Consider the following 20,168-nt stretch of genomic DNA (forward strand, 5'->3'; position numbering starts at 1 on the left):
CCAATCGGCCTTACTGCTCCAGCAACAATTTTCCGTTGGCGTATTCGAAGCGCTTCAGCTTCGAGAGGAAGGACAGGCCGAGCAGGTTTTCCGACAGCGCCTCATCCGGCAGCACCAGAGCGTCGACATCGCGCACGGTGATGCCGCCGATCTCGACCATGGCGATGCGGGTGCGCGCCGCCCTGATGGTGCCGTTGGCGGTTGTGACGCGCGAGGTGTAGTCGCCCGGCACCGGACGCAGGCCGAAGCGCGCGGCCGAGGTCTCGTTCAGGGCGACCACGGAGGCGCCGGTGTCGACCATGAAATCGATGCGCTGGCCGTCGATCCGGCCGTCGGTCGCGAAATGACCGCGCGGATCGGGCGCGATGCTGAGCGTGCGGGCGCTGGCCTGCGCCACCGTGACGGCGGGGGAGATGGTCTGCTTGGTGGTGGTCGCGGCGGCGGGCGACATCTTGCTGGCCATCTGGGCCATGAAGGTGCCCAGCCCGATCAGGATGGCCGCGAAAATCATCAGGTTACGCATGACACCAACTCGGAGAACCGAACACGCAATTTCACCACGCCGCGCGCCGCGCCGCGAGCAAGCGCGGCAGCGCGAGCCTGTCATTTTGGCGAAAAGGATGAGCGAACAGTTAATGCGAACCCGGAGAGGCGGCCGAATGCGATCGGCCGCCCTCCAAAGCCGGAATTTGCCGGTCCTCAGGCGGTTCTGGCGACCGGGCTCGGCATTGCAGCGCGCAGCGCGTAATAGACCGCGCCCGCGATCGCGACCCCGAAGAACCAGCCATAGACCGCCCACCAGGCCGGCAGGATCGAGGTGAAGTTCGGCAGCACCGACGAAAACAGCGCACCGACGGCAGCGGCGATCAGCGCGCTGACGTTCCAGCCGTTCTGGAACCGATATTCGCCGTCCTCCTGATAGAGCGCCGGCACGTTCACTCGGCCTTTGGCGATCAGATAATAGTCGACCATCATGATCCCGTAGATCGGCCCCATGGTCGCGCCGATCAATCCGACGAACGAGGCGGCGCTGCCCTCCCAGGGTGCGAACGGATACAGCGCGAGTGCGATCAGTGCCGCGATGTAGCCGCCCTTCTTGAAGTCGATATGCCGCGGAAACACGTTCGAGAAGTCGAACGCCGGCGAAACGAAATTGGCGACCACGTTGATGCCGAGCGTCGCCACAGCGAAGGTGACGGCGGCGAGCAGCGCCAGGAACCAACTGTCGAACTTGGCCGAGATCTGGTCGGGATGCAGCAGCACCTCGTGATAGACGTTGAAGGCTGCGATGGTGGTGACGCCGGCGACCAGCGAGAACAGGATCAGATTGACCGGCAGGCCCCAGATATTGCCCTTGCGCAGCGCGTTGACGTCAGGCGCATAGCGCGAGAAGTCGCAGAAGTTGAGATAGAGCGCGGCGAAATAGGTGATCCAGGTCGCGGCGACGGCGCACAGCGCCGGGAACGAGCCGGGCACGCCGGGCACGCCGGCCTCCTTGGTCTTCTCCAGCAGCACATCGTGCGGGATCGGCGCGGTCAGCGAGATGCCGCCGGCCGCGATGCAGAGATAGATCGCGAGGATCAGCATCATCAGCCACACCGCGGGCCCCGCCCAGTCCTGGAAGCGCCGCACCGTTTCCATGCCGCGCTGGATGATCAAGAGTTGCAGCGCCCAGATCACGACGAAGCAGATCACCTCGAGCGTGGAATGGCCGAGCATGTGGCTCGACTGGTGGAACGCCTTGAAGCCGTCCATGCGGGTCAGCAGCGCGACGATCGCGCCGGAAGCCGCCGCGGTCTGCGCGCCGTACCAGAAGCAGGCGACGATGGCGCGGACCAGCGCCGGAATGTTGGCGCCCCAGACCCCGAACGAGGCCCGTGCCAGCACCGGATAGGGCACGCCGGTCCGCACCCCGGCATTGCCGATCAGGCTCATCAGCACGAAGATCACCAGCGAGCCGACGCCGATCGCGAGGATGAAGTTGACGAAGCTGCCGCAGAGCAGGAACAGGCTGGCGGCGAGGTAATAGCCCCACAGGCTGTGCACGTCCGAGGTCCAGACGTTGAAGATGCTGAAGGCGCCCCAGTTGCGTTCCTTGGCCGGCGCCAGGTCTTCATTGTACAGCGACGGCGATGCGTTCTTGATCTCCAGGTTCTGGAAGTTCATGGCGGCCTCCCCAATGTGCGAGCCCGTGATCCCGACGCACAAATCTAATCACCGTTTGCCGGTGCTTGCCAGCGTTACGTCCCCCGGACGGTGTGGATCTGTGCCCGTCATTGCGAGCCACCCGGTCGGCGCGAAGCGCCGCCGGATGACAGGCTCCGCGAAGCAATCCATCGAGCGGCATGCCCGGATCGACGGATTGCTTCGTCGCTTCAGCGCAAAATTGCTTTGCAATTTTGCCGCGAGCTCCTCGCAATGACGGCGATGTATGAAATTCGCGACCCGTCAAGTCCCGCGCGGCTTCACGCGCCGGGTCGGCATCGCGCTGGCGGGATCTTCCGGCCAGGGATGGCGCGGATAGCGGCCGCGCAGGTCGGAACGCACCGCGGCGTAACTGCCGCGCCAGAAACCCGGCAGGTCCCGCGTCACCTGCACTGGGCGCTGCGCCGGCGACAGCAGTTCCAGCACCAGCGGCACCGCGCCCTTGGCGATCGACGGATGGCTGTTGAGCCCGAACAATTCCTGCAACCGCACCGCGATGGTCGGGCCCTGCTCGGCCTCGTAGTCGATCGCAAGCTGCGTTCCGGTCGGCGCCTCGAAATGCGTCGGCGCCTCGCGATCGAGCCGCGCGCGTAGCTCCCATGGCAACAACGTCATCAGCGCGTCCGATACATCGCCGGCCGACAGATCCTTCAGAGCGGTCTTGTCGTAGAGCGCCCCCACCAGCCAGTCGTCGGCGCGCGCGGCAAGCGCGGCATCGGACAGATCGGGCCAGCTGTCGTCCTCGGCCTTGCGCAGGAACATGACGCGGTCGCGCCATTGTTTCGCTTGCTTCGACCAGGGCAACCGGTCGAGCCCCGCCGCGATCAGGCCGTCGGCGAAGATGCGCGCGGTCTCGGCCGATGGCGTCAGCGGCATCGGCGCTTCCGAGAATGTGATCGCGTGCAGCGAACGGCGGCGGCGCGCGCGCAGCGCCATCGCGCTGCGATCGAACGTCACCTCCTCGATCGTCTCGATCTGGTCGGCGAAGCGCTGCTCGATCTCCTCCTGGGTGATCGGCGCCGCCAGCAGGATGCGGCCGCTCGCGGCCGTGCCGGTCAGTTCGGCGACCGCAATATAGGGCAGCCGCGCCAGCGCTGCGGTCTGCTCGACGGCAGCGCCGCGGCCGTTGGCCAGCACGAAGCTGCCATTGCCGCGGTTCTTCGCGACCCGGTCCGGGAACGCAAATGCCAGCATGACGCCGGTCGAAAGGTCTGCGTTAGGAACGCGAGAGCGGTAGGGCTCCCCTCCCTCTTTCGGGGAGGGGTTGGGGAAGGGAGCGGCCCCGGGAGAAACTGCCCGTGTGGCTCCCTCTCCCCGACCCTCCCCCGCAAGGGGGGAGGGAGAAGTAAGAGCGTCCTCGCTGGCCGCCACCTGCGAGGCCCAGCGCGCGGCCATGCTGCGCGCGCTCGAGGCCCGCTGTGAGCGGTCGCGGCGGAACTGGTCGAGCCTGTGGTCGAGATCGACACTGTCGCCGCCGAGCCCGCGCTCGGTCAGCACGGCGGCGATCTCGGCCGCCTCCTCGCCCATGCCGAAGCGGGCGGAATCCACGATCATGCGCGCCAGCCGCGGCGGCAGCGCCAGCGCGCGCAGACTCTGGCCTTCCTCGGTGATGCGGCCGTCAGCGTCGAGCGCGCCGAGTTCTGACAGCAGCGATCTGGCTTCCTTCAGCGCCGGCCCCGGCGGCGGATCGAGGAAGGCAAGGCTTGCGGGATCGCTGACGCCCCATTGCGCGAGGTCGAGCACCAGCGACGACAGATCGGCGGAAAGAATCTCGGGCGCGGTATAGGCCGGCAGCGACGCGGTCTGCGGCTCGTCCCAGAGCCGGTAGCAGACGCCAGGCTCAATACGGCCGGCGCGGCCGCGGCGCTGATCGACCGCGGCGCGCGAGGCCCGCACGGTCTCCAGTCGCGTCAGCGCCATGTCCGGCTCGTAGCGCGGCACTCGCGCGAGGCCGCAATCGACCACGATGCGGACGCCCTCGATGGTCAGCGAGGTCTCGGCAATCGAGGTCGCCAGCACCACCTTGCGGATGCCTTTCGGCGCCGGCGCGATGGCACGATCCTGCACGCTGGCATCGAGCGCGCCGAACAGCGGCACGATCTCGACCGAGGCGTCGTGCACGCGCTCGGCGAGAAAGGTTTGCGTGCGGCGGATCTCGGCCGCGCCGGGCAGGAACGCGAGCACCGAGCCGGCATCGGCGCGCAGCGCAGTCGCGATCGTCTCGGCCATCTGCCGCTCCACCGGCACCTCGACCTTGCGGCCGACATAGCGGGTCTCGACCGGAAAAGCGCGGCCCTCGCTCTCGACCACCGGCGCATCGCCGAGCAGTTTGGCGACGCGCGCGCCGTCGAGGGTGGCCGACATCACCAGGATGCGCAGATCCTCGCGCAGGCCGGTCTGCGCATCGCGCGCCAGCGCCAGGCCAAGATCGGCATCGAGCGAGCGCTCGTGGAATTCGTCGAACAGCACCGCGGCGACGCCGTTGAGCTCGGGATCGTCGAGGATCTGCCGCGAGAAGATGCCTTCGGTGACGACCTCGATCCGCGTCGCGCGCGACACCTTCGAGCCGAAGCGGACGCGATAGCCGACGGTCTCGCCGGGACGCTCACGAAGCGTCTTCGCCATCCGCTCGGCGCTGGCGCGCGCGGCGATGCGGCGCGGCTCCAGCACGATGATCTTCTTGCCCCTGGCCCAGGGCGCATCGAGCAGCGCCAGCGGCACGCGCGTGGTCTTGCCGGCGCCCGGCGGCGCCACCAGCACGGCGGCGTTGTGGCGATCGAGCGTGCGGTCGAGCTCGTCGAGCACGGCGTCGATTGGCAGCGGGCTATCGAATTGGTGCGGCAAGGAGTTTCATCGCAGGCCACGGCCCTCTGCCGGCCCCGCGTCCTGTGGTTAACGGGCGTTGGATTCTTCTCAAGATTTCCCGGCTCTTAGACCATTCGCCTGGTCCAGGGAACCGGGGAAAGGGCTGAGCTTAAGGTGGCACATCCCTTGTACTGATAAAGGAGAAAGCAACCGATCGGGCCGATGATGGGCCCGATCACGCCGAAACGGGACAAGGATGGCCACAAACGGCACAATCGTCGCGACAGATCGCCCCGCCGGGAATGCGGGGGCGCGCGTCGATTGGGTCGACTATGCCAAGGGCATCTGCATCATCATGGTGGTGATGATGCATTCGGTGCTGGGGGTCGAGAAGGCCGCCGAGCAGACCGGTTTCATGCATTATGTCGTGATGTTCGCCAAACCGTTCCGGATGCCCGACTTCTTCCTGATCTCGGGACTGTTCCTGTCGGTCGTGATCGATCGCGACTGGCGCACCTATCTCGACCGCAAGGTGATGCACTTTGCCTATTTCTACGTGCTGTGGGTAACGATCCAGTTCGGCTTCAAGGCGCCACCGCTGGCCGCCGACATCGGTTGGGCCCAGGTTGGGCTGCAATACCTCGAGGCCTTCATCCAGCCGTTCGGCACGCTGTGGTTCATCTACCTGCTGCCGATCTTCTTCGTCGTCACCAAGCTGACCCGCAGCGTCCACCCGCTTGCGATCTGGCTGATCGCGGCAGCGTTGGAGTCGGCGCATGTCGCAACCGGCTCGACTGTGGTCGACGAATTCAGCGCCCGCTTCGTCTATTTCTTCACCGGCTATATCCTGGCGGACTACGTGTTCGCGCTGTCGGACCGCGCGCGGGCGCAGCCGGCGCTCGCCCTGCTCGGGCTCGGGCTGTGGGCCCTCGTCAATGGCGGCCTGGTTGCATGCGATGTCAGCGAATGGCCTGTTGTCTCGCTGGCGCTCGGCTTTGCCGGCGCCTGCGCGATCATCGTCACCGGCACGCTGCTGGCGCGCGGGCACTGGCTCGGCTTGCTGCGCTTCTGCGGCCAACATTCGATCGTGATCTATCTCGCCTTCTTTCTGCCGATGGCCGCGACCCGCACGCTGCTGCTGCGATTCGATGTCATCCCCAACATCGGCCTGATCTCGCTGATCGTGACCGCGGTCGGCGTCGCCGGTTCGCTGCTGATCTGGCGGCTGGCGCTGGCGGTTCGGGCCAATTTCCTGTTCGAACGGCCGGACGCATTCTGGATTGCCCCAAAAAAGGCGGCGCCCGCTTTGCAAGCGGCCGAATAGTGCCAAAAGTCATGGTCCGGAATCGTTCCCAGAGGGGCGATTTCGGCCTGCTGGAATTTCCACCCGTTGAAATTATTGAACTTTCGGTCCCGAATGTTTCGTCGTCCGGGCAGCGACGAAACAATTCTCCCGATCACGAAACCATTTTCCGCTTTTCGCGCAGACATCCGGAAACGGGCGGTAACTAGCTTTCTCCCAACGAACCGCCGCCTAACGGCGAACTGGGAGCCTGTCATGCCGAACGTCATCGCCATCAACTCTGCAGCCACGAAGCATATCGAAGCTGCCCGCGCGACCTCGGATGAAATGCTGCTCGCGCGTATCGCCAAGCATAACCGCACCTCGATGCACACGCTCTACGCCCGTCATAACGTCCGGGTTTACCGCTTCGTGCTCCGCATGGTGCGCGACACCACGATGGCCGAGGACCTGGTCAGCCAGGTGTTCCTGGACGTCTGGCGCACCGCGGCGCAATTCGAGGGCCGCTCGCAGGTCTCGACCTGGTTGCTGTCGATCGCCCGCTTCAAGGCGCTGACCGCGCTGCGCCAGCGCAAGCTTGAGGACATCGACCAGGACGACGTGCTGGAGATCCCGGATGGCGCCGACACGCCGGAAACCTCGCTCGATCGCGCCACCACCAGCGAAATCCTGCGCGCCTGCGTGGCCAAGCTGTCGCCGGCGCACCGCGAGATCATCAACTTGGTCTACTACCATGAGAAGTCGGTCGAGGAGGCCGGGCAGATCATCGGGATCCCGCAGAGCACGGTGAAGACCCGCATGTTCTATGCCCGCAAGCAGCTCGCCGATCTCCTCCGGGTTGCCGGCGTGGACAGCGTGGCGGCGTAAAGCAACAATAGATCAATTACTTAAAAGGAGATGGCGGAGGCCGGGCAATTGTCCACGAAGCCGAAAACGTCCGGCGACGAAACAATTGAAACAATCGACGACATCACCCGGAAAAACGCGATCTCTATACCCATATCCAACGACGCAACCCCAACCCAATTCACTGACCGGTTTCGACGCTTTCTAGTTCTAACCTCCCAAGTAAACCTCCGACGACCCGGCCGGGATGCCCCCCAGCCGGGTCGCTCTGTTTTGGCGCGCGTTTGTGAGGTCGAGCGCGCCTCGTCTCACACAGACGTGACGGTGCCCACAATCGTCCCGCCGTAACGGCGCGAGCGTCCTCGCGAAGATCATCAGACGACCCCGGCACGGCCCTCCGGCGCGCCGGGACTTCCGATGGACGGACGACGATGCTCAGCCTTGCCCCTGCCCTTACCTTGGCCCTGCTTGCCGGTGTCGCCACCGTCGCCGCGCCCTGCACCCTGCCGATGCTGCCGATCCTGCTTGGGGCATCGATAGGCCAGACCGGCAAGACGCGGCCCGCGATGATCGCGCTCGGCTTCGTGATGTCATTCTCTGCGGTGGCATTGCTGCTGAGCGCGATCACGCGCGCCTTCGATTTCGATCCCAACCTGCTGCGGACCGGCGCAGCAATCCTGCTCGCGGGCTTCGGCCTCTTGATGATCTGGCCGGCGCCGTTCGAATGGTTGGCGATTCGGCTCACTGGCAGCGTTGGTCAGGCCGCGCCGTCGCCGAGCCTGTTCGGCGGCTTCGTGCTCGGCTCGACGCTCGGCCTGGTGTGGACGCCCTGCGCCGGTCCGGTACTCGGCTCGATCCTGACCATCGTCGCGACCTCGAAGGACACCGCATGGGCGAGCCTGCAACTCGTCACCTACGCGATCGGCGCCGCGATCCCGATGCTGGCGATCGCCTATGGCGGGCAGGCGGTCACCACACGCGTGCGCAGCCTGGCGCGGATCGCGCCGCGCCTGCAGCAAGGCTTCGGCGTCGTGATCATCGGCTTCGCCGCTTTGTTCTACCTGCAATACGACACGCTGATCGTGGCGTGGCTGACCCAGTTCTATCCCAACGGCCAGATCGGCCTGTGAGCTTGAAAGGAGAATGCGATGTCCTTGCGCTTGATTGCCGTATCCGCTGTGGTCGCAGGCCTCGGTCTCGGCGGCGCCGTCATCCCAGGTCTCTGCACCGAGTCCGACGCGCCGGCCGTGCCGGTGCCGCGGGCCGTCGCCATGACCACCGGACAGAGCCAAACCGCGCCCGAATTCACCGGGATAAGCACCTGGTTCAATTCGCAGCCGCTGAAGCTCGCGGATCTGCGCGGCAAGGTCGTGCTGGTGGATTTCTGGACCTATGGCTGCGTCAACTGCGTCAACACGCTGCCGCATGTCACCCAACTTTATTCAAAGTACCGGGATCGCGGCCTCGTCGTGATTGGAGTCCACACGCCGGAATTCCCGTTCGAGCATTCGGCGACCAACGTGCAGGCGGCGCTGAAGCGGCACGGCATCCCCTATCCGGTGGCGCAGGACAACAATTCGCAGACCTGGAACGCCTACGGCAACCAGTATTGGCCGGCGCAATACATCATCGACCAGAACGGCAAGATCGTGTTCCAGCACGCCGGCGAGGGACAGTACGACGAGATCGACCGCACCGTCGCCCGGCTGCTCAACGCCAATAGCTGATCGGACAATCCGCCCTCTTTGTCGTCACACCTGACGTGGTAAGCTCCATGTCAGGTCGACGACAGGTGGTGGATCATGTTCGAAGGCTGGGATGCGGTCGTACTCGCCCGCGCGCAATTCGCTTTCACGATGTCGTTCCACATCGTGTTTCCCGCATTCTCGATCGGGCTTGCGAGCTATCTCGCGGTGCTGGAAGCGCTGTGGCTGATCACCAGGCGCGAAGTCTTCATCAACCTGTTCAACTACTGGCTGAAGATCTTCGCGGTCGCGTTCGGCATGGGCGTGGTGTCGGGCATCGTGATGTCCTACCAGTTCGGCACCAACTGGTCGTCATTTGCCGACAAGACCGGGCCGGTGATCGGCCCGATGATGGCCTATGAGGTCTTGACCGCATTCTTCCTCGAGGCCGGCTTCCTCGGCGTGATGCTGTTCGGGCTCGAGCGCGTCGGTCCCAGGCTGCACTTCCTGGCGACGTTGATGGTCGCGATCGGCACGCTGATCTCGGCGTTCTGGATCCTGTCGGCCAATTCCTGGATGCAGACGCCGGCCGGCCAGGCCGTCAATGCCGACGGCCAGTTCGTCGCCGCCGACTGGCTCAAGGTGATCTTCAATCCGTCGTTCCCCTACCGCCTGGTGCACATGGTGCTGGCGGCCTACCTCACCACCTCGCTGGTGGTCGGCGCGGTCGGCGCCTGGCACCTGCTGCGCGACCAGCATCTGGCGGGGGCGCGCGTGATGTTCTCGATGGCGATGTGGATGGCAACCCTGGTGGCGCCGATCCAAATCCTCGCCGGCGACCAGCATGGCCTCAACACGCTGGAGCACCAGCCGGCCAAGGTGATGGCGATGGAAGGCCACTTCCAGAGCCACAAGGACGGCGCACCGCTGATCCTGTTCGGCTGGCCCGACCAAAAAGATGCCAAGGTGAAATACGCGATCGAGGTGCCGAAACTGTCGTCGCTGATCCTGAAGCATTCGCTCGATGCGCCGCTCGCCGGCCTCGACACCGTGCCGCGTGAAAACTGGCCGCCGGTGCCGATCACCTTCTGGGCGTTCCGCATCATGGTCGGACTCGGCTTCCTGATCATGGGGCTCGGCCTGTTCAGCCTGCTGATGCGCTGGCGCGGCATGCTGTACCAGTCATCGCTGCTGCATCGCTTCGCGGTGACGATGGGCCCGGCCGGCTTCATCGCCGTGCTGGCGGGCTGGATCACCACCGAGACCGGGCGGCAACCATTCACCGTCTACGGGCTGCTGCGAACGGCCGATTCGGCCTCACCGCTGGCGGCACCGGCGGTGGGCTCGTCGCTGATCGCCTTCATCATCGTCTATTTCGCCGTGTTCACCGCGGGCGTGATCTACATCCTGCGGCTGATGGCGCAGCCGCCACACCCCGGCGAACAAGGCCCGGCGACGAACATCCCGGCCCGCGCGGCCGGCATCACGCCGGCAGCCGGCGCAGCCGCGGAGGGCGCGCGATGAGCATCGCAATCGACCTCGCCACGATTTGGGCCTTCATCATCGCCTTTGCCGTGTTCGTCTATGTCGTGATGGACGGCTTCGATCTCGGCCTCGGCATCCTGTTTCCGCTGTTTCCGCAAAAGGCCGACCGCGACATCATCATGAACACGGTGGCGCCGGTGTGGGACGGCAACGAGACCTGGCTGGTGCTCGGCGGCGGCGGCATGATGGCGGCGTTTCCGCTGGCCTATGCGGTGCTGATGCCGGCGCTCTACACCCCGATGATCGCGATGCTGCTCGGCCTCGTGTTCCGCGGCGTTGCCTTCGAATTCCGCTGGCGCACCAAGAAGGCGCGCAACAAATGGGACCTCGCCTTTGCCGGCGGCTCGCTGGTTGCGAGCCTGGCGCAGGGGATTGCGCTCGGCGCCATCCTGCAGGGCATCCATGTGGAAGGCCGTCACTACGCCGGCGGCTGGTGGGACTGGCTGACGCCGTTCAGCGTGCTGACCGGCATTGCGTTGGTGATCGGCTATGCGCTGCTCGGCGCGACCTGGCTGGTGATGAAGACCGAAGACGGGCTGCGCGACCGCGCCTATCACCTGAGCTGGATCCTGCTGGTCGCGATGCTCTGCGCGATCGGCGCCGTCAGCATCGCAACCCCGTTCCTCGCCGTGCAATACACCCAGCGCTGGTTCGCCTGGCCCAACATCATCCTCACCGCGCCGGTGCCGATCGCGGTCGCCGCCGTCACCGCGCTGTTGCTGCGCGCGCTCGGCAACAAGAACGACCACCAGCCATTCTTCCTGACGCTGGCGCTGTTCGCGCTGTCCTATGCCGGGCTCGGCATCAGCATGTATCCTTACATCGTGCCGCAGAGCATCACGATCTGGCAGGCGGCGGCGCCGGCCAACAGCCAGGTCTTCATGCTGGTCGGGGTCACGGTCCTGGTGCCGCTGATCCTCGGCTACACCGCCTGGGCCTATTGGGTGTTCCGCGGCAAGGTCCGCCCCGGCCACGGATACCATTGATGCCGCCCCATCCTAGTCAGCGGCCGCTCGGCCGGCGCCTGCTGTGGTTCGCCGTGCTCTGGCTCGGCGGCGTCGGCACGGTGACCTTGATCTCATTCATGCTGCGGCTCTGGATCGCGCCGAAATGAGGCGTCAGGCGTGGCGCGCCTCGGCTTTCGATGACAAAAAACGGAAGCATTACAGTGATATAGTGTGACGCTCGCCCTAAACTTGCCATCAAGCTGCCGCTGAGATTTGATGCGTCCGAGCGTGATTTGGGTGGAGCAACCATTGGCTGCGCGCCAACAAGGAGAGAGCTTGCAATGACGAAACTTCGTCACCTGGTCTGGATGGCGATCGCCACGGGCGCGCTCGTGCTGTCGACGTCGCAAGGCTTCGCCCAGAGCCGCCCGGACGCCGACGAGCCCGGCCTGATCGCCGACGACAGTTACGAGCTCGACCCCGAATGGCAGAAGCAGGTCGTGTATTACCGGACCAACGAGGCGCCGGGCACCATCATCGTCTCCACCGCCGAACGCCATCTCTACCTCGTGCAGGGCAATGGCCGCGCGCTGCGCTACGGCATCGGCGTCGGCCGCGACGGTTTCCAGTGGCAGGGGCTGGTGACCATCACGCGCAAGGCCGAGTGGCCGGATTGGACTCCGCCGCCGGAAATGATCGCGCGCCAGCCCTATCTGCCGCGCTTCATGGCTGGCGGCCCGGGCAATCCGCTCGGCGCACGCGCGATGTATCTCGGCACCACGGTGTATCGTATCCATGGCACCAACCGGCCCGACACCATCGGCACCGCGATCTCGTCCGGCTGCTTCCGCCTGGTCAACGCCGACGTCGCCGATCTCTACAACCGCGTCCCCGTCGGCACCAAGGTGATCATCCGACAGAAGCCCGAGCTATAATCTCTACGCCCTACCCGCCTTCGATATCCGACCTGATTTTCCCCGATCATTCGCGAGAGAGAACCCATGCGTACATTTCGAGGCGGCCTGACGATCGGGCTCGCGGTCGCCGCGCTGGTTGCGGCCGCCGCCATCACCTATGAGCGCTACGACACCCGCACGCTGAAGCGCACCGTCCGCCGCGGCGAAGTACTGTGCGGCGTCAACAAGGGCCTGCCGGGCTTCTCGATCCCGGACGACAAGGGCAACTGGACCGGCTTCGACGTAGACTTCTGCCGCGCGGTCGCCTCGGCGATCTTCGACGATCCGACGAAGGCGAAGTTCGTGCCGCTCGACGCCAGCGAACGCTTCAAGGAGCTGCAGAACCGCAAGGTCGATATCCTGTCGCGCAACTCCACCTGGAGCATGTCGCGCGAGGTCAATTACGATCTCTATTTCCCCGCGGTCGCCTATTATGACGGCCAAGGCTTCATGATCCCGCGCTCGCGCAACATCGATTCCGCGCTCGATCTGAACGGCAGCAAGGTCTGCGTGCAGGCCAACACCACGACGCAGCTCAACCTCGCCGACTATTTCCGTGCCAACAACATGAAGTACACGGAGATGAAGTTCGACAAGCTCGACGATGTCGTGAAGGCCTATGATTCCGGGCAGTGCGACACGCTGACCTCCGACGCCTCGCAGCTCTATGCGCTGCGGCTCAACCTCTCCAAGCCGGGCGACCACATGATCCTGGCCGACATCATCTCCAAGGAGCCGCTGGCCCCGGTGGTGCGGCAGCGCGACGACGACTGGATGATGATCGTGAAGTGGACGCTCTATGCCATGATCAACGCCGAGGAGCTCGGCATCACCTCGAAGAACATCGACGAGGCGCTGAAGTCGAAGAAGCCCGAAGTGATGCGGCTGGTCGGCACCGAGGGATCCTATGGCGAGGATCTCGGCCTGACCAAGGACTGGGCGGTGCGCATCATCAAGCACGTCGGCAATTACGGCGAGGTCTACGACCGCAACGTCGGCGCCGATTCCAAGCTGAAGATCCCGCGCGGCATGAACCAGCTCTGGAACGCCGGCGGCGTGCAGTACGCCCCGCCGATCCGCTGAGCGGCGGGTAGCGAGGCCACTGCTGCTTCCCCATCCGCAACTGTAATCACCCGGCTTGACCGGGTGATCCAGTACGCCGCGGCCTCTCGGCTCAAGCACTGACGTCTCTGGAATACTGGATCGCCCGGTCGAGCCGGGCGATGACAGTTGGTTGCGTGGCGACGACAGCGCGGCTGCGTCGCCCTCCTCAGTACCCCTTGCCGCTCGCCAGCTGGTCGGTGTGGAAATTGCTGTCGCCGAACAGCTCCTGGCAGACCCGGGCGCGCTTCATGAAGAAGCCGATGTCGAACTGGTCGGTCATGCCCATGCCGCCATGCATCTGAACGCCTTCCTGCACGGCCAGCGTCGCCGTGGTGCCGGCGCGCGCTTTTGCAACAGCGACCGCGGTGGCGGCCTTGCCGAGATCGGCATCGAGCGCCTGCAACGCCTTCATAACCGCGGCGCGGGTGATCTCGATATCGATGTAGAGCTGTGCGGCGCGGTGCTGCAGCGCCTGGAATTCGCCGATCGCCTTGCCGAACTGCTTGCGCTCCTTGAGATACGTCACCGTGCGGCCGAACACCTCATCAGAAAGACCGACCATTTCGGACGCAACCGCGCCGCGGCCGATATTGAGCACGCCCTCGAGCAGCGCAAAACCCTGATCGACCTCGCCGAGCACATGATCGGCATCGACCTCGACATTGTCGAACACGATGCGCGCCGCATTGTGCGAATCGACCATCGCGGTGCGCTCGACCGCGAGCCCCTTCGCCCTGGGATCGACTAGGAACAGCGTCAGCCCATTCTTGTCACCGGCGCTACCGCCCGTGCGCGCGGCGACGATCAGCAAATCGGCAGTGTGACCGTCGACCACGAAGGCCTTGTCGCCCGACAGCTTGAAGCCGTTGCCGGCGCGCGTCGCCTGCAATTTGGTCTGCAACGGACGATGCTTGGCGCCCTCATCGATCGCGAGCGCCGCCAGCAGCGAGCCGTCGGCGATTTTCGGCAGATGCTGCGCCTTCTGCGCCTCGCTGCCGCCGCGCGACAGCGCCGAGGCGGCCAGCACCGAGGTCGCAAGGAACGGCGACGGCATCAAGGTGCGGCCGATCTCCTCCATGACGATGCCGGCCTCGACGCAGCCAAGCCCGCTGCCGCCGAACTGATCCGGCACCAACAGGCCGGAGAAGCCCATCTCGGCAAACGTCTTCCACAGTTCGCGCGAGAAGCCGGTGGCGTCCTTGGCATCGCGCAAGGACCGCAGATGCGCCACCGGCGCCTTGTCGCGGATGAGACCGCGCGCACTGTCGCGCAGCATGGATTGTTCTTCGGTGAGGACGAGGGCCATGGAGAATCCGTTTTAACGTTCGAAGCAGAAATGTCTAAGTTCGTCATTCCGGGATGGCCCGAAGGGACAGGCCCGGAATCCATAACCACGATCTGGGGTTATGGATTCCTTGTTCGCGACTGCGTCGCGCCCCGGAATGACGGGTGGAGAGACCGCATCACGCCCCCGGCAGATCGAGAATGCGCTTGGCGACGATGCCGAGCATCACCTCCGAGGTGCCGCCCTCGATCGAGTTGGCCTTGGTGCGCAGCCAGGCGCGCGGGCGGGCGCCGCCCCGGGAGCGGTCGCTTTCCCATTCCAGCGCGTCAATGCCGCCGGCCGACATCAGGATCTCGTAGCGGCGCTTGTTGAGCTCGGTGCCGTAATATTTCATCGCCGACGAGAACGCCGGATGCGACTGCCCGGCCTTGGCGAGATCGACCGCGCGCTCGGCGGCGGCGGCGAGCGCGGCCTCATCGACCTCGAAATTCGCGATCTGACTGCGCAGCTGCGCGTCGTCGAGCCTGCCTTGCGCGTCCGCACCGACCGAGTCGGCTGCGATCTGGCCGAGCGGACGGCCGACGCCGCGCTCACCCATGCCCGAGATCATCGCGCGCTCGTGCTGCAAGAGATATTTCGCGACATCCCAGCCTCGATTGACGGTGCCGACGACATGCGACTTCGGCACGCGGACATTGTCGAAGAAGGTTTCGCAGAACGGCGAGTAGCCCGAGATCAGCAGGATCGGTTTTGTCGAGACACCCTTCGAAGTCATGTCGAAGAGAATGAAGCTGATGCCGTCATGCTTCTTGGCCGCGGGATCGGTGCGCACCAGGCAGAAGATCCAGTCGGCGTAGTTCGCGTAGGAGGTCCAGATCTTCTGGCCGTTGATGATGTAGTCGTCGCCGTCGCTGACAGCGCGGGTCTGCAGCGAGGCGAGGTCGGAGCCGGCGTTCGGCTCGGAATAGCCCTGGCACCAGCGGATCAAGCCCGCGGTGATCTTCGGCAGATGCTCCTTCTTCTGCTCCTCGGTGCCGTATTTCAAAAGCGCCGGTCCGAGCATCGAGATGCCGAACGAGGTCAGCGGCTGACGCGCGCCGATCGCGGCCATCTCCTGGCGCACGATCTTGGCCTCCTCGCCGTCGAGGCCGCCGCCGCCATATTCCTTCGGCCAATGCGGCACGGTCCAGCCCTTGTCGCGCATCCGCTCGAACCAGACCCGCTGCGCTTCGGAGGAGAATTTCGCGTTGCGGCCACCCCAGAAGGTGTCGCCATCCGAGGTCATCGGCTTGCGCATGTCCGCCGGGCAGTTCTGGCCCAGCCAGGCGCGGGTCTCGGCGCGGAATTTCTCAAGGTCAGCCATGGTGCGTTTCCAGTCAATTCGACGAATTGGATTCGACCTTAGACCTACGCCGCCGCCGAATTCAATATGCCTCGCGGCCGCGTTATGCTCTGGCGTCGCTACTCAGCTTGCGCGATCGGGTGTATCGCCGGGATGGGGTAACGATTGAAAAACAAGAGGAAACGGACATGCGGCTGAAACTGCTTTCGCCTAGCGAAATGAACGCCGCCCAGAAAGAAACCTACGACGAGTCGATCGCCGGCAAGCGCGGCGCGCCACCGGCCCCGATGATGGCCTGGCTCAACAGCCCGGAGATGGCGCGGCACGCCACACGGCTCGGCGAGGTGCTGCGCTTCGACACGGTCTTTCCGCCCAAGTTGTCGGAGATCGCGATCCTGGTCACCGCGCGGCACTGGACCGCGCATTACGAGTGGTATGCCCACAAGCGCCTCGCACTGAAGGGCGGCCTCGATCCGAAGATCATCGAGGACATCCGCGTGCGCCGGACGCCGACTTTCGACGATCCCAAGGCCAGGGTGATCTACGACGTGGCCAAGGCGCTGCATGAAGGTCACGGCCTGCCGAAAGCACTGTATGACGAGGCGATCGAGGTGCTGAGCCAGCGCGGACTGGTCGAGGTGATCGGCCTGTGCGGCTACTACACCATGGTGTCGATGACGCTGAACACGTTCGAGTTCCAGCTGCCCGGCGGCGAGCTGTCGGAGCTCTGCTAGATCAGGCGGACCGGAGCGCCTTTCGGAAACGCTGGGTTTCCGGATGGATCGCTCCGGCCGCGGCAAATCCGGATTATATCAGGCGGGCGAAGCCTTGCCCCTGAAGTCTCGCCCCTGAAGTCTTGCCCCTGACGGCAAGGCACTGTTGCCAACGGAGCCAAGCCATGCCGGAAAATCCCCCCATCGTCGCGGGCACGCGGATCGGGCATGTCCACCTCAAGGTGGCCGATCTCGAGCGCGCGCTCGGCTTCTATTGCGGGGTGCTCGGCTTCGAGCTGCAGCAGCGCATGGGCGCCGACGCAGCCTTCATCTCGGCCGGCGGCTATCACCACCACATCGGCCTCAACACCTGGGAGAGCAAGGACGGCCGCCCGCCGCCGCCCGGCACCACCGGCCTTTTCCACACCGCCATCCTCTATCCGACCCGCCCCGCGCTCGCCGACGCGCTGCACCGGGTGATCTCGGCCGGCATCCAGCTCGACGGCGCCAGCGACCACGGCGTCAGCCAGGCGCTCTATTTGCGCGATCCCGACGAGAACGGCGTGGAGCTATATTGGGACCGGCCCGAAGCCGAATGGCCCCGCGGCGCCGACGGCAAGCTCTCGATGTTCACGCGGCGGCTGGATCTGGAGGATCTCTTGAAGCAGCGCGCGGCGTAATTCCGCAACGCGGAAGGAATTCGTAGCCCGGATGCAGCGCAGCGAAATCCGGGGTTCGCTGCATGAGGCGATACTGCTCCCGGATTGCGCTGCGCTCCATCCGGGCTACCTGTTCTTCATCATGATCGTCGTCGCGGCGATCAGCTCCAGCCCGATACAGCCATAGAACGGCAACGTGTAGCTGCCGGAGAGGTCGTGCAGCAGCCCGACCACGCCGGGGCCGAAGGCGTAGGTGATCTGATTGATCGCGGTTATCAGGCTGACCAGCACGCCGAATGCGCGCGGATCGAATTCGCGCTGCGCGATCAGCGCCGGCAGCGTGATCAGATTGCCGACCGAGAAGCCGAACAGCGCGCAGGCGGCGATCTGCACCAAATCATTGTGCACGTTGATGATGAGCGCGAGCGCGATCGCCTGGCTGACAAAGGACAGCGCCGACGCCAGCCGCTGGTTGAGCCGGTCGATCACGAAGGAAAACGAGACGCGGCCGACCACGGCCATTGCGGTCAATAGCGCCATCGCCACCGTCGCGCGCTCGCGGCCGATCACCTGATCGAGATAGGCGATCAGATGAACGATAAAGCCGACCTGGGCAAACAGCACCAGCGCAAAGGCGATCGAGACCGTGAGGAAGCGGACGTCGCGCAGCGCATTGCCGCGCACCTGGCTCGCCGACGGCGCATCGGCGCCCGCCGACGTCACCGCGTGCAGATGCACCGGCGGCTGGCCGACGAAGATCAGGATGACCGGCACCATCACTACGACAAGCAGCCCAGCTGCCGCGATCATCGCGCCGGAGAAGCCGAACGCGCCGATCCCGGCAACCAGCAGCGGCACGCCGACGATGCCGCCGAAGCTGGCGCCGTTCAGCGCCAGGCTGATCGCCATGCCGCGCTTCTTGTCGAACCACAGGCCGAGCGTGTTGGTGATGATGCCGAGGCTGGTGCCGGCCCAGCCGAACGCCAGCAGCGCGTCGGCGAGATAGAGCTGCCAGGGCGCGCGCACCTCGCCGATCGCGACCGCCGCGACCGCCATCGCCAAGGTGCCGGCGATCAGGCAGCTGCGCGCGCCGAACGCCTTGATCGCCTCGCTGACGAAGGCAACCAGCGCGGCGCCGAACAGATAGAAGAAGGTGGTGCCCGACGAGATCAGCGACGCCGGCCAGCCGTGCAGCCGCTGCAGTTCGGCGACATAGACGCTCTGGCCGTAGAAGCCCAATCCCCAGCCGAAGGTCGCAAGCAGGAAGCAGACCACGACGATGCGCCAGCCCTCATAACCGAGTGAGGATTCGTCTGCTTGCGTGGGCGAGGATGCGTCCATTTCTTGCTCTTGCTTCTCACATCGTCAGGGCCGGATTGATCCGTTCTCACGATGTAAGGAGCCGTGCAAGCCGGTCATTTCGAAACGGATCGAAGTGTCAGCATCTGGCAGCAGGAAGCTCTTTTGGGCATGCTCTTCCGGAAAACCAGCGCCACACTTTTCCGGAACTTGCCTAGATGCTCGGGTCCGGGATTTCTTCCACCGCACGCAATTTCGCCCGCCGCCTGGCGAACGACGCCAGCGACAGCACGGCAAGCCCGAGCAGCACCGGCGGAAACACCACCATGTTGACCGCGTTCCAGCCATAATGCGCGAGCAGCTGGCCGGACGAGAACGAGCCGACCGCCATCATGCCGAACACCAGGAAATCGTTGAACGCCTGCACCTTGTTGCGTTCCTGCGGCCGGTGCGTTTCCAGCACCAGCGCGGAGGCGCCGACGAACGCAAAATTCCAACCGATCCCGAGCACGAACAGCGTCGCCCAGAAGTGCGGCGCGGTGATGCCGGACAGCCCGATCATCGCGGCGACCGCCTCGAGCACGAGCCCGAGCGCGACGATGCGAGGCGCGCCGAAGCGAGCGATCAGCGAGCCGGTGAAGAAGCTCGGGCCGTACATCGCCACGATGTGCCACTGGATGCCGAAATTGGAATCGCTGACCGTGAGCCCGCACATCTTCATGGCGAGCGGCGCCGAGGTCATCACCAGGTTCATCATCGGATAGGCGATCACGCCGCACAGCGCTGCGGCAATGAAGCGCGGTTGTTTGGCGATCTCGAGCAGGGGGCGACCACCATGCAGGTCCGCTGCCGCGGGCTTCGGCGCGTCGACGCCCGACAGCACCGCCATCGCCACCAGCGCGACCAGCGCCTGCATCACGAACGAGAATGCGAACAAATAGGGGGGCCAGATGTCCATGGTCCATTGCACGAGCTGCGGCCCGAGCACGCCGGCGAACACACCGCCGGCCATCACCCAGGACACCGCCTTGGGCCGGAACGCGACGCTGGCGCCATCGGCCGCCGCGAAGCGATAGGACTGTGCGACGGCGCCGTAGAGCCCGCCGAGGAAGGTCGCGCCGCAGAACAGCCAGAACGATGAATGCAGGATCGCCCAGGCGCCGAGCGCGCCGGTGAGCGTCCCGCAGAAGGTGCCGACGATGAAGGCGACGCGCCGTCCATAGGCCCGCGAGATCGCGCCGGTCGGCAGCGTGCCGGCGGCAAGGCCGAGCACATACATCGAGAGCGGCACGGTGGCGAGCGAGACGTTCGGCGCCAGTGTCGCGCCGACGATCGAGCCGGTGGCGAAGATCACGGCCGAGTTGGCGCCGGTCAGCGCCTGCGCCGCCGCAAGCCGCCACACATTGCTGCGCGCCCGCGCGTCGTCGCTCGTCTCATCCGCAGCTGTCACGTCGATCATCGGCATTCCCGCACT

18 protein-coding genes are annotated in these 20,168 nt (G+C 65.3%); 11 read left to right on the forward strand and 7 right to left on the reverse strand.

What is annotated here, in order from left to right; genetic code table 11:
• Window positions 1–10: 10 nt before the first annotated feature.
• The 3 genes from ACVW17_RS05065 to hrpB form a co-directional block, all read right to left on the reverse strand.
• Window positions 11–523 (reverse strand): TIGR02281 family clan AA aspartic protease, encoded by a 513-nt coding sequence (locus ACVW17_RS05065; RefSeq protein ID WP_456750919.1) that lies wholly within the window; start codon window positions 521–523, stop codon window positions 11–13.
• Window positions 524–699: 176 nt separating this feature from the next.
• Window positions 700–2,166: an NCS1 family nucleobase:cation symporter-1 gene (locus tag ACVW17_RS05070; protein ID WP_456750920.1), complete on the reverse strand. Its 1,467-nt coding sequence runs from the start codon at window positions 2,164–2,166 to the stop codon at window positions 700–702.
• Window positions 2,167–2,448: 282 nt separating this feature from the next.
• A complete protein-coding gene (hrpB, locus tag ACVW17_RS05075) occupies window positions 2,449–5,049 on the reverse strand; it encodes an ATP-dependent helicase HrpB (RefSeq protein WP_456750921.1) in 2,601 nt (866 codons plus the stop codon).
• Window positions 5,050–5,266: 217 nt separating this feature from the next.
• Between hrpB and ACVW17_RS05080 the strand changes: the two genes are divergently transcribed.
• From ACVW17_RS05080 to ACVW17_RS05120, 9 genes are all read left to right on the forward strand, one after another.
• The gene (locus tag ACVW17_RS05080) at window positions 5,267–6,334 is read left to right on the forward strand and encodes an acyltransferase family protein (RefSeq protein WP_456750922.1); all 1,068 of its coding nucleotides are present in this window, start codon (window positions 5,267–5,269) and stop codon (window positions 6,332–6,334) included.
• Between the two features lie 234 nt (window positions 6,335–6,568).
• Complete coding sequence (locus tag ACVW17_RS05085) at window positions 6,569–7,180, forward strand: sigma-70 family RNA polymerase sigma factor (protein ID WP_456750923.1); 612 nt, start codon at window positions 6,569–6,571, stop codon at window positions 7,178–7,180.
• A gap of 410 nt (window positions 7,181–7,590) precedes the next feature.
• Window positions 7,591–8,289 (forward strand): cytochrome c biogenesis CcdA family protein, encoded by a 699-nt coding sequence (locus ACVW17_RS05090; protein ID WP_456750924.1) that lies wholly within the window; start codon window positions 7,591–7,593, stop codon window positions 8,287–8,289.
• Window positions 8,290–8,307: 18 nt separating this feature from the next.
• Window positions 8,308–8,886, forward strand: a complete 579-nt coding sequence (locus ACVW17_RS05095) for a redoxin domain-containing protein (protein ID WP_456750925.1) — start codon at window positions 8,308–8,310, stop codon at window positions 8,884–8,886.
• A 75-nt stretch (window positions 8,887–8,961) separates the two neighbouring features.
• Window positions 8,962–10,368 (forward strand): cytochrome ubiquinol oxidase subunit I, encoded by a 1,407-nt coding sequence (locus ACVW17_RS05100; protein ID WP_456750926.1) that lies wholly within the window; start codon window positions 8,962–8,964, stop codon window positions 10,366–10,368.
• On the forward strand, window positions 10,365–11,375 hold the full coding sequence (gene cydB / locus ACVW17_RS05105; RefSeq protein ID WP_456750927.1) for a cytochrome d ubiquinol oxidase subunit II: 1,011 nt from the start codon (window positions 10,365–10,367) through the stop codon (window positions 11,373–11,375). The genes ACVW17_RS05100 and cydB overlap by 4 nt, the downstream gene beginning before the upstream one ends.
• On the forward strand, window positions 11,375–11,503 hold the full coding sequence (locus tag ACVW17_RS05110) for a DUF2474 domain-containing protein (protein WP_456750928.1): 129 nt from the start codon (window positions 11,375–11,377) through the stop codon (window positions 11,501–11,503). Before cydB ends, ACVW17_RS05110 begins: the two co-directional genes overlap by 1 nt.
• A 174-nt stretch (window positions 11,504–11,677) precedes the next feature.
• On the forward strand, window positions 11,678–12,271 hold the full coding sequence (locus ACVW17_RS05115) for a L,D-transpeptidase (protein ID WP_456750929.1): 594 nt from the start codon (window positions 11,678–11,680) through the stop codon (window positions 12,269–12,271).
• Window positions 12,272–12,337: 66 nt separating this feature from the next.
• The gene (locus ACVW17_RS05120; protein WP_456750930.1) at window positions 12,338–13,375 is read left to right on the forward strand and encodes an amino acid ABC transporter substrate-binding protein; all 1,038 of its coding nucleotides are present in this window, start codon (window positions 12,338–12,340) and stop codon (window positions 13,373–13,375) included.
• A gap of 187 nt (window positions 13,376–13,562) precedes the next feature.
• Here the strand turns inward: ACVW17_RS05120 and ACVW17_RS05125 are convergent, their stop codons facing one another.
• Window positions 13,563–14,702, reverse strand: coding sequence for an acyl-CoA dehydrogenase family protein (locus ACVW17_RS05125; RefSeq protein ID WP_456750931.1), 1,140 nt, complete (start codon window positions 14,700–14,702; stop codon window positions 13,563–13,565).
• 157 nt (window positions 14,703–14,859) lie between these two features.
• On the reverse strand, window positions 14,860–16,044 hold the full coding sequence (locus ACVW17_RS05130; protein ID WP_456796812.1) for an acyl-CoA dehydrogenase family protein: 1,185 nt from the start codon (window positions 16,042–16,044) through the stop codon (window positions 14,860–14,862).
• Between the two features lie 167 nt (window positions 16,045–16,211).
• On the opposite strand from ACVW17_RS05130, the gene ACVW17_RS05135 reads away from it, so the two are divergent.
• Together ACVW17_RS05135 and ACVW17_RS05140 are read left to right on the forward strand one after the other, a co-directional pair.
• The gene (locus tag ACVW17_RS05135) at window positions 16,212–16,757 is read left to right on the forward strand and encodes a carboxymuconolactone decarboxylase family protein (protein WP_456750933.1); all 546 of its coding nucleotides are present in this window, start codon (window positions 16,212–16,214) and stop codon (window positions 16,755–16,757) included.
• A gap of 164 nt (window positions 16,758–16,921) precedes the next feature.
• Window positions 16,922–17,416 carry a VOC family protein gene (locus ACVW17_RS05140; RefSeq protein ID WP_456750934.1) on the forward strand — a complete coding sequence of 165 codons (495 nt, stop codon included), beginning with the start codon at window positions 16,922–16,924 and terminating at the stop codon, window positions 17,414–17,416.
• A gap of 105 nt (window positions 17,417–17,521) precedes the next feature.
• Here ACVW17_RS05140 and ACVW17_RS05145 read toward each other — a convergent pair whose 3' ends face one another.
• Both ACVW17_RS05145 and ACVW17_RS05150 read right to left on the reverse strand, forming a co-directional pair.
• Window positions 17,522–18,736, reverse strand: coding sequence for an MFS transporter (locus ACVW17_RS05145; RefSeq protein ID WP_456750935.1), 1,215 nt, complete (start codon window positions 18,734–18,736; stop codon window positions 17,522–17,524).
• A 172-nt stretch (window positions 18,737–18,908) separates the two neighbouring features.
• Entirely contained in the window at window positions 18,909–20,153 is a 1,245-nt protein-coding gene (locus ACVW17_RS05150) for an MFS transporter (protein ID WP_456750936.1), read from the reverse strand.
• Between the last annotated feature and the right edge of the window lie 15 nt (window positions 20,154–20,168).

Source organism: Bradyrhizobium sp. USDA 4473 (genome assembly GCF_054063335.1).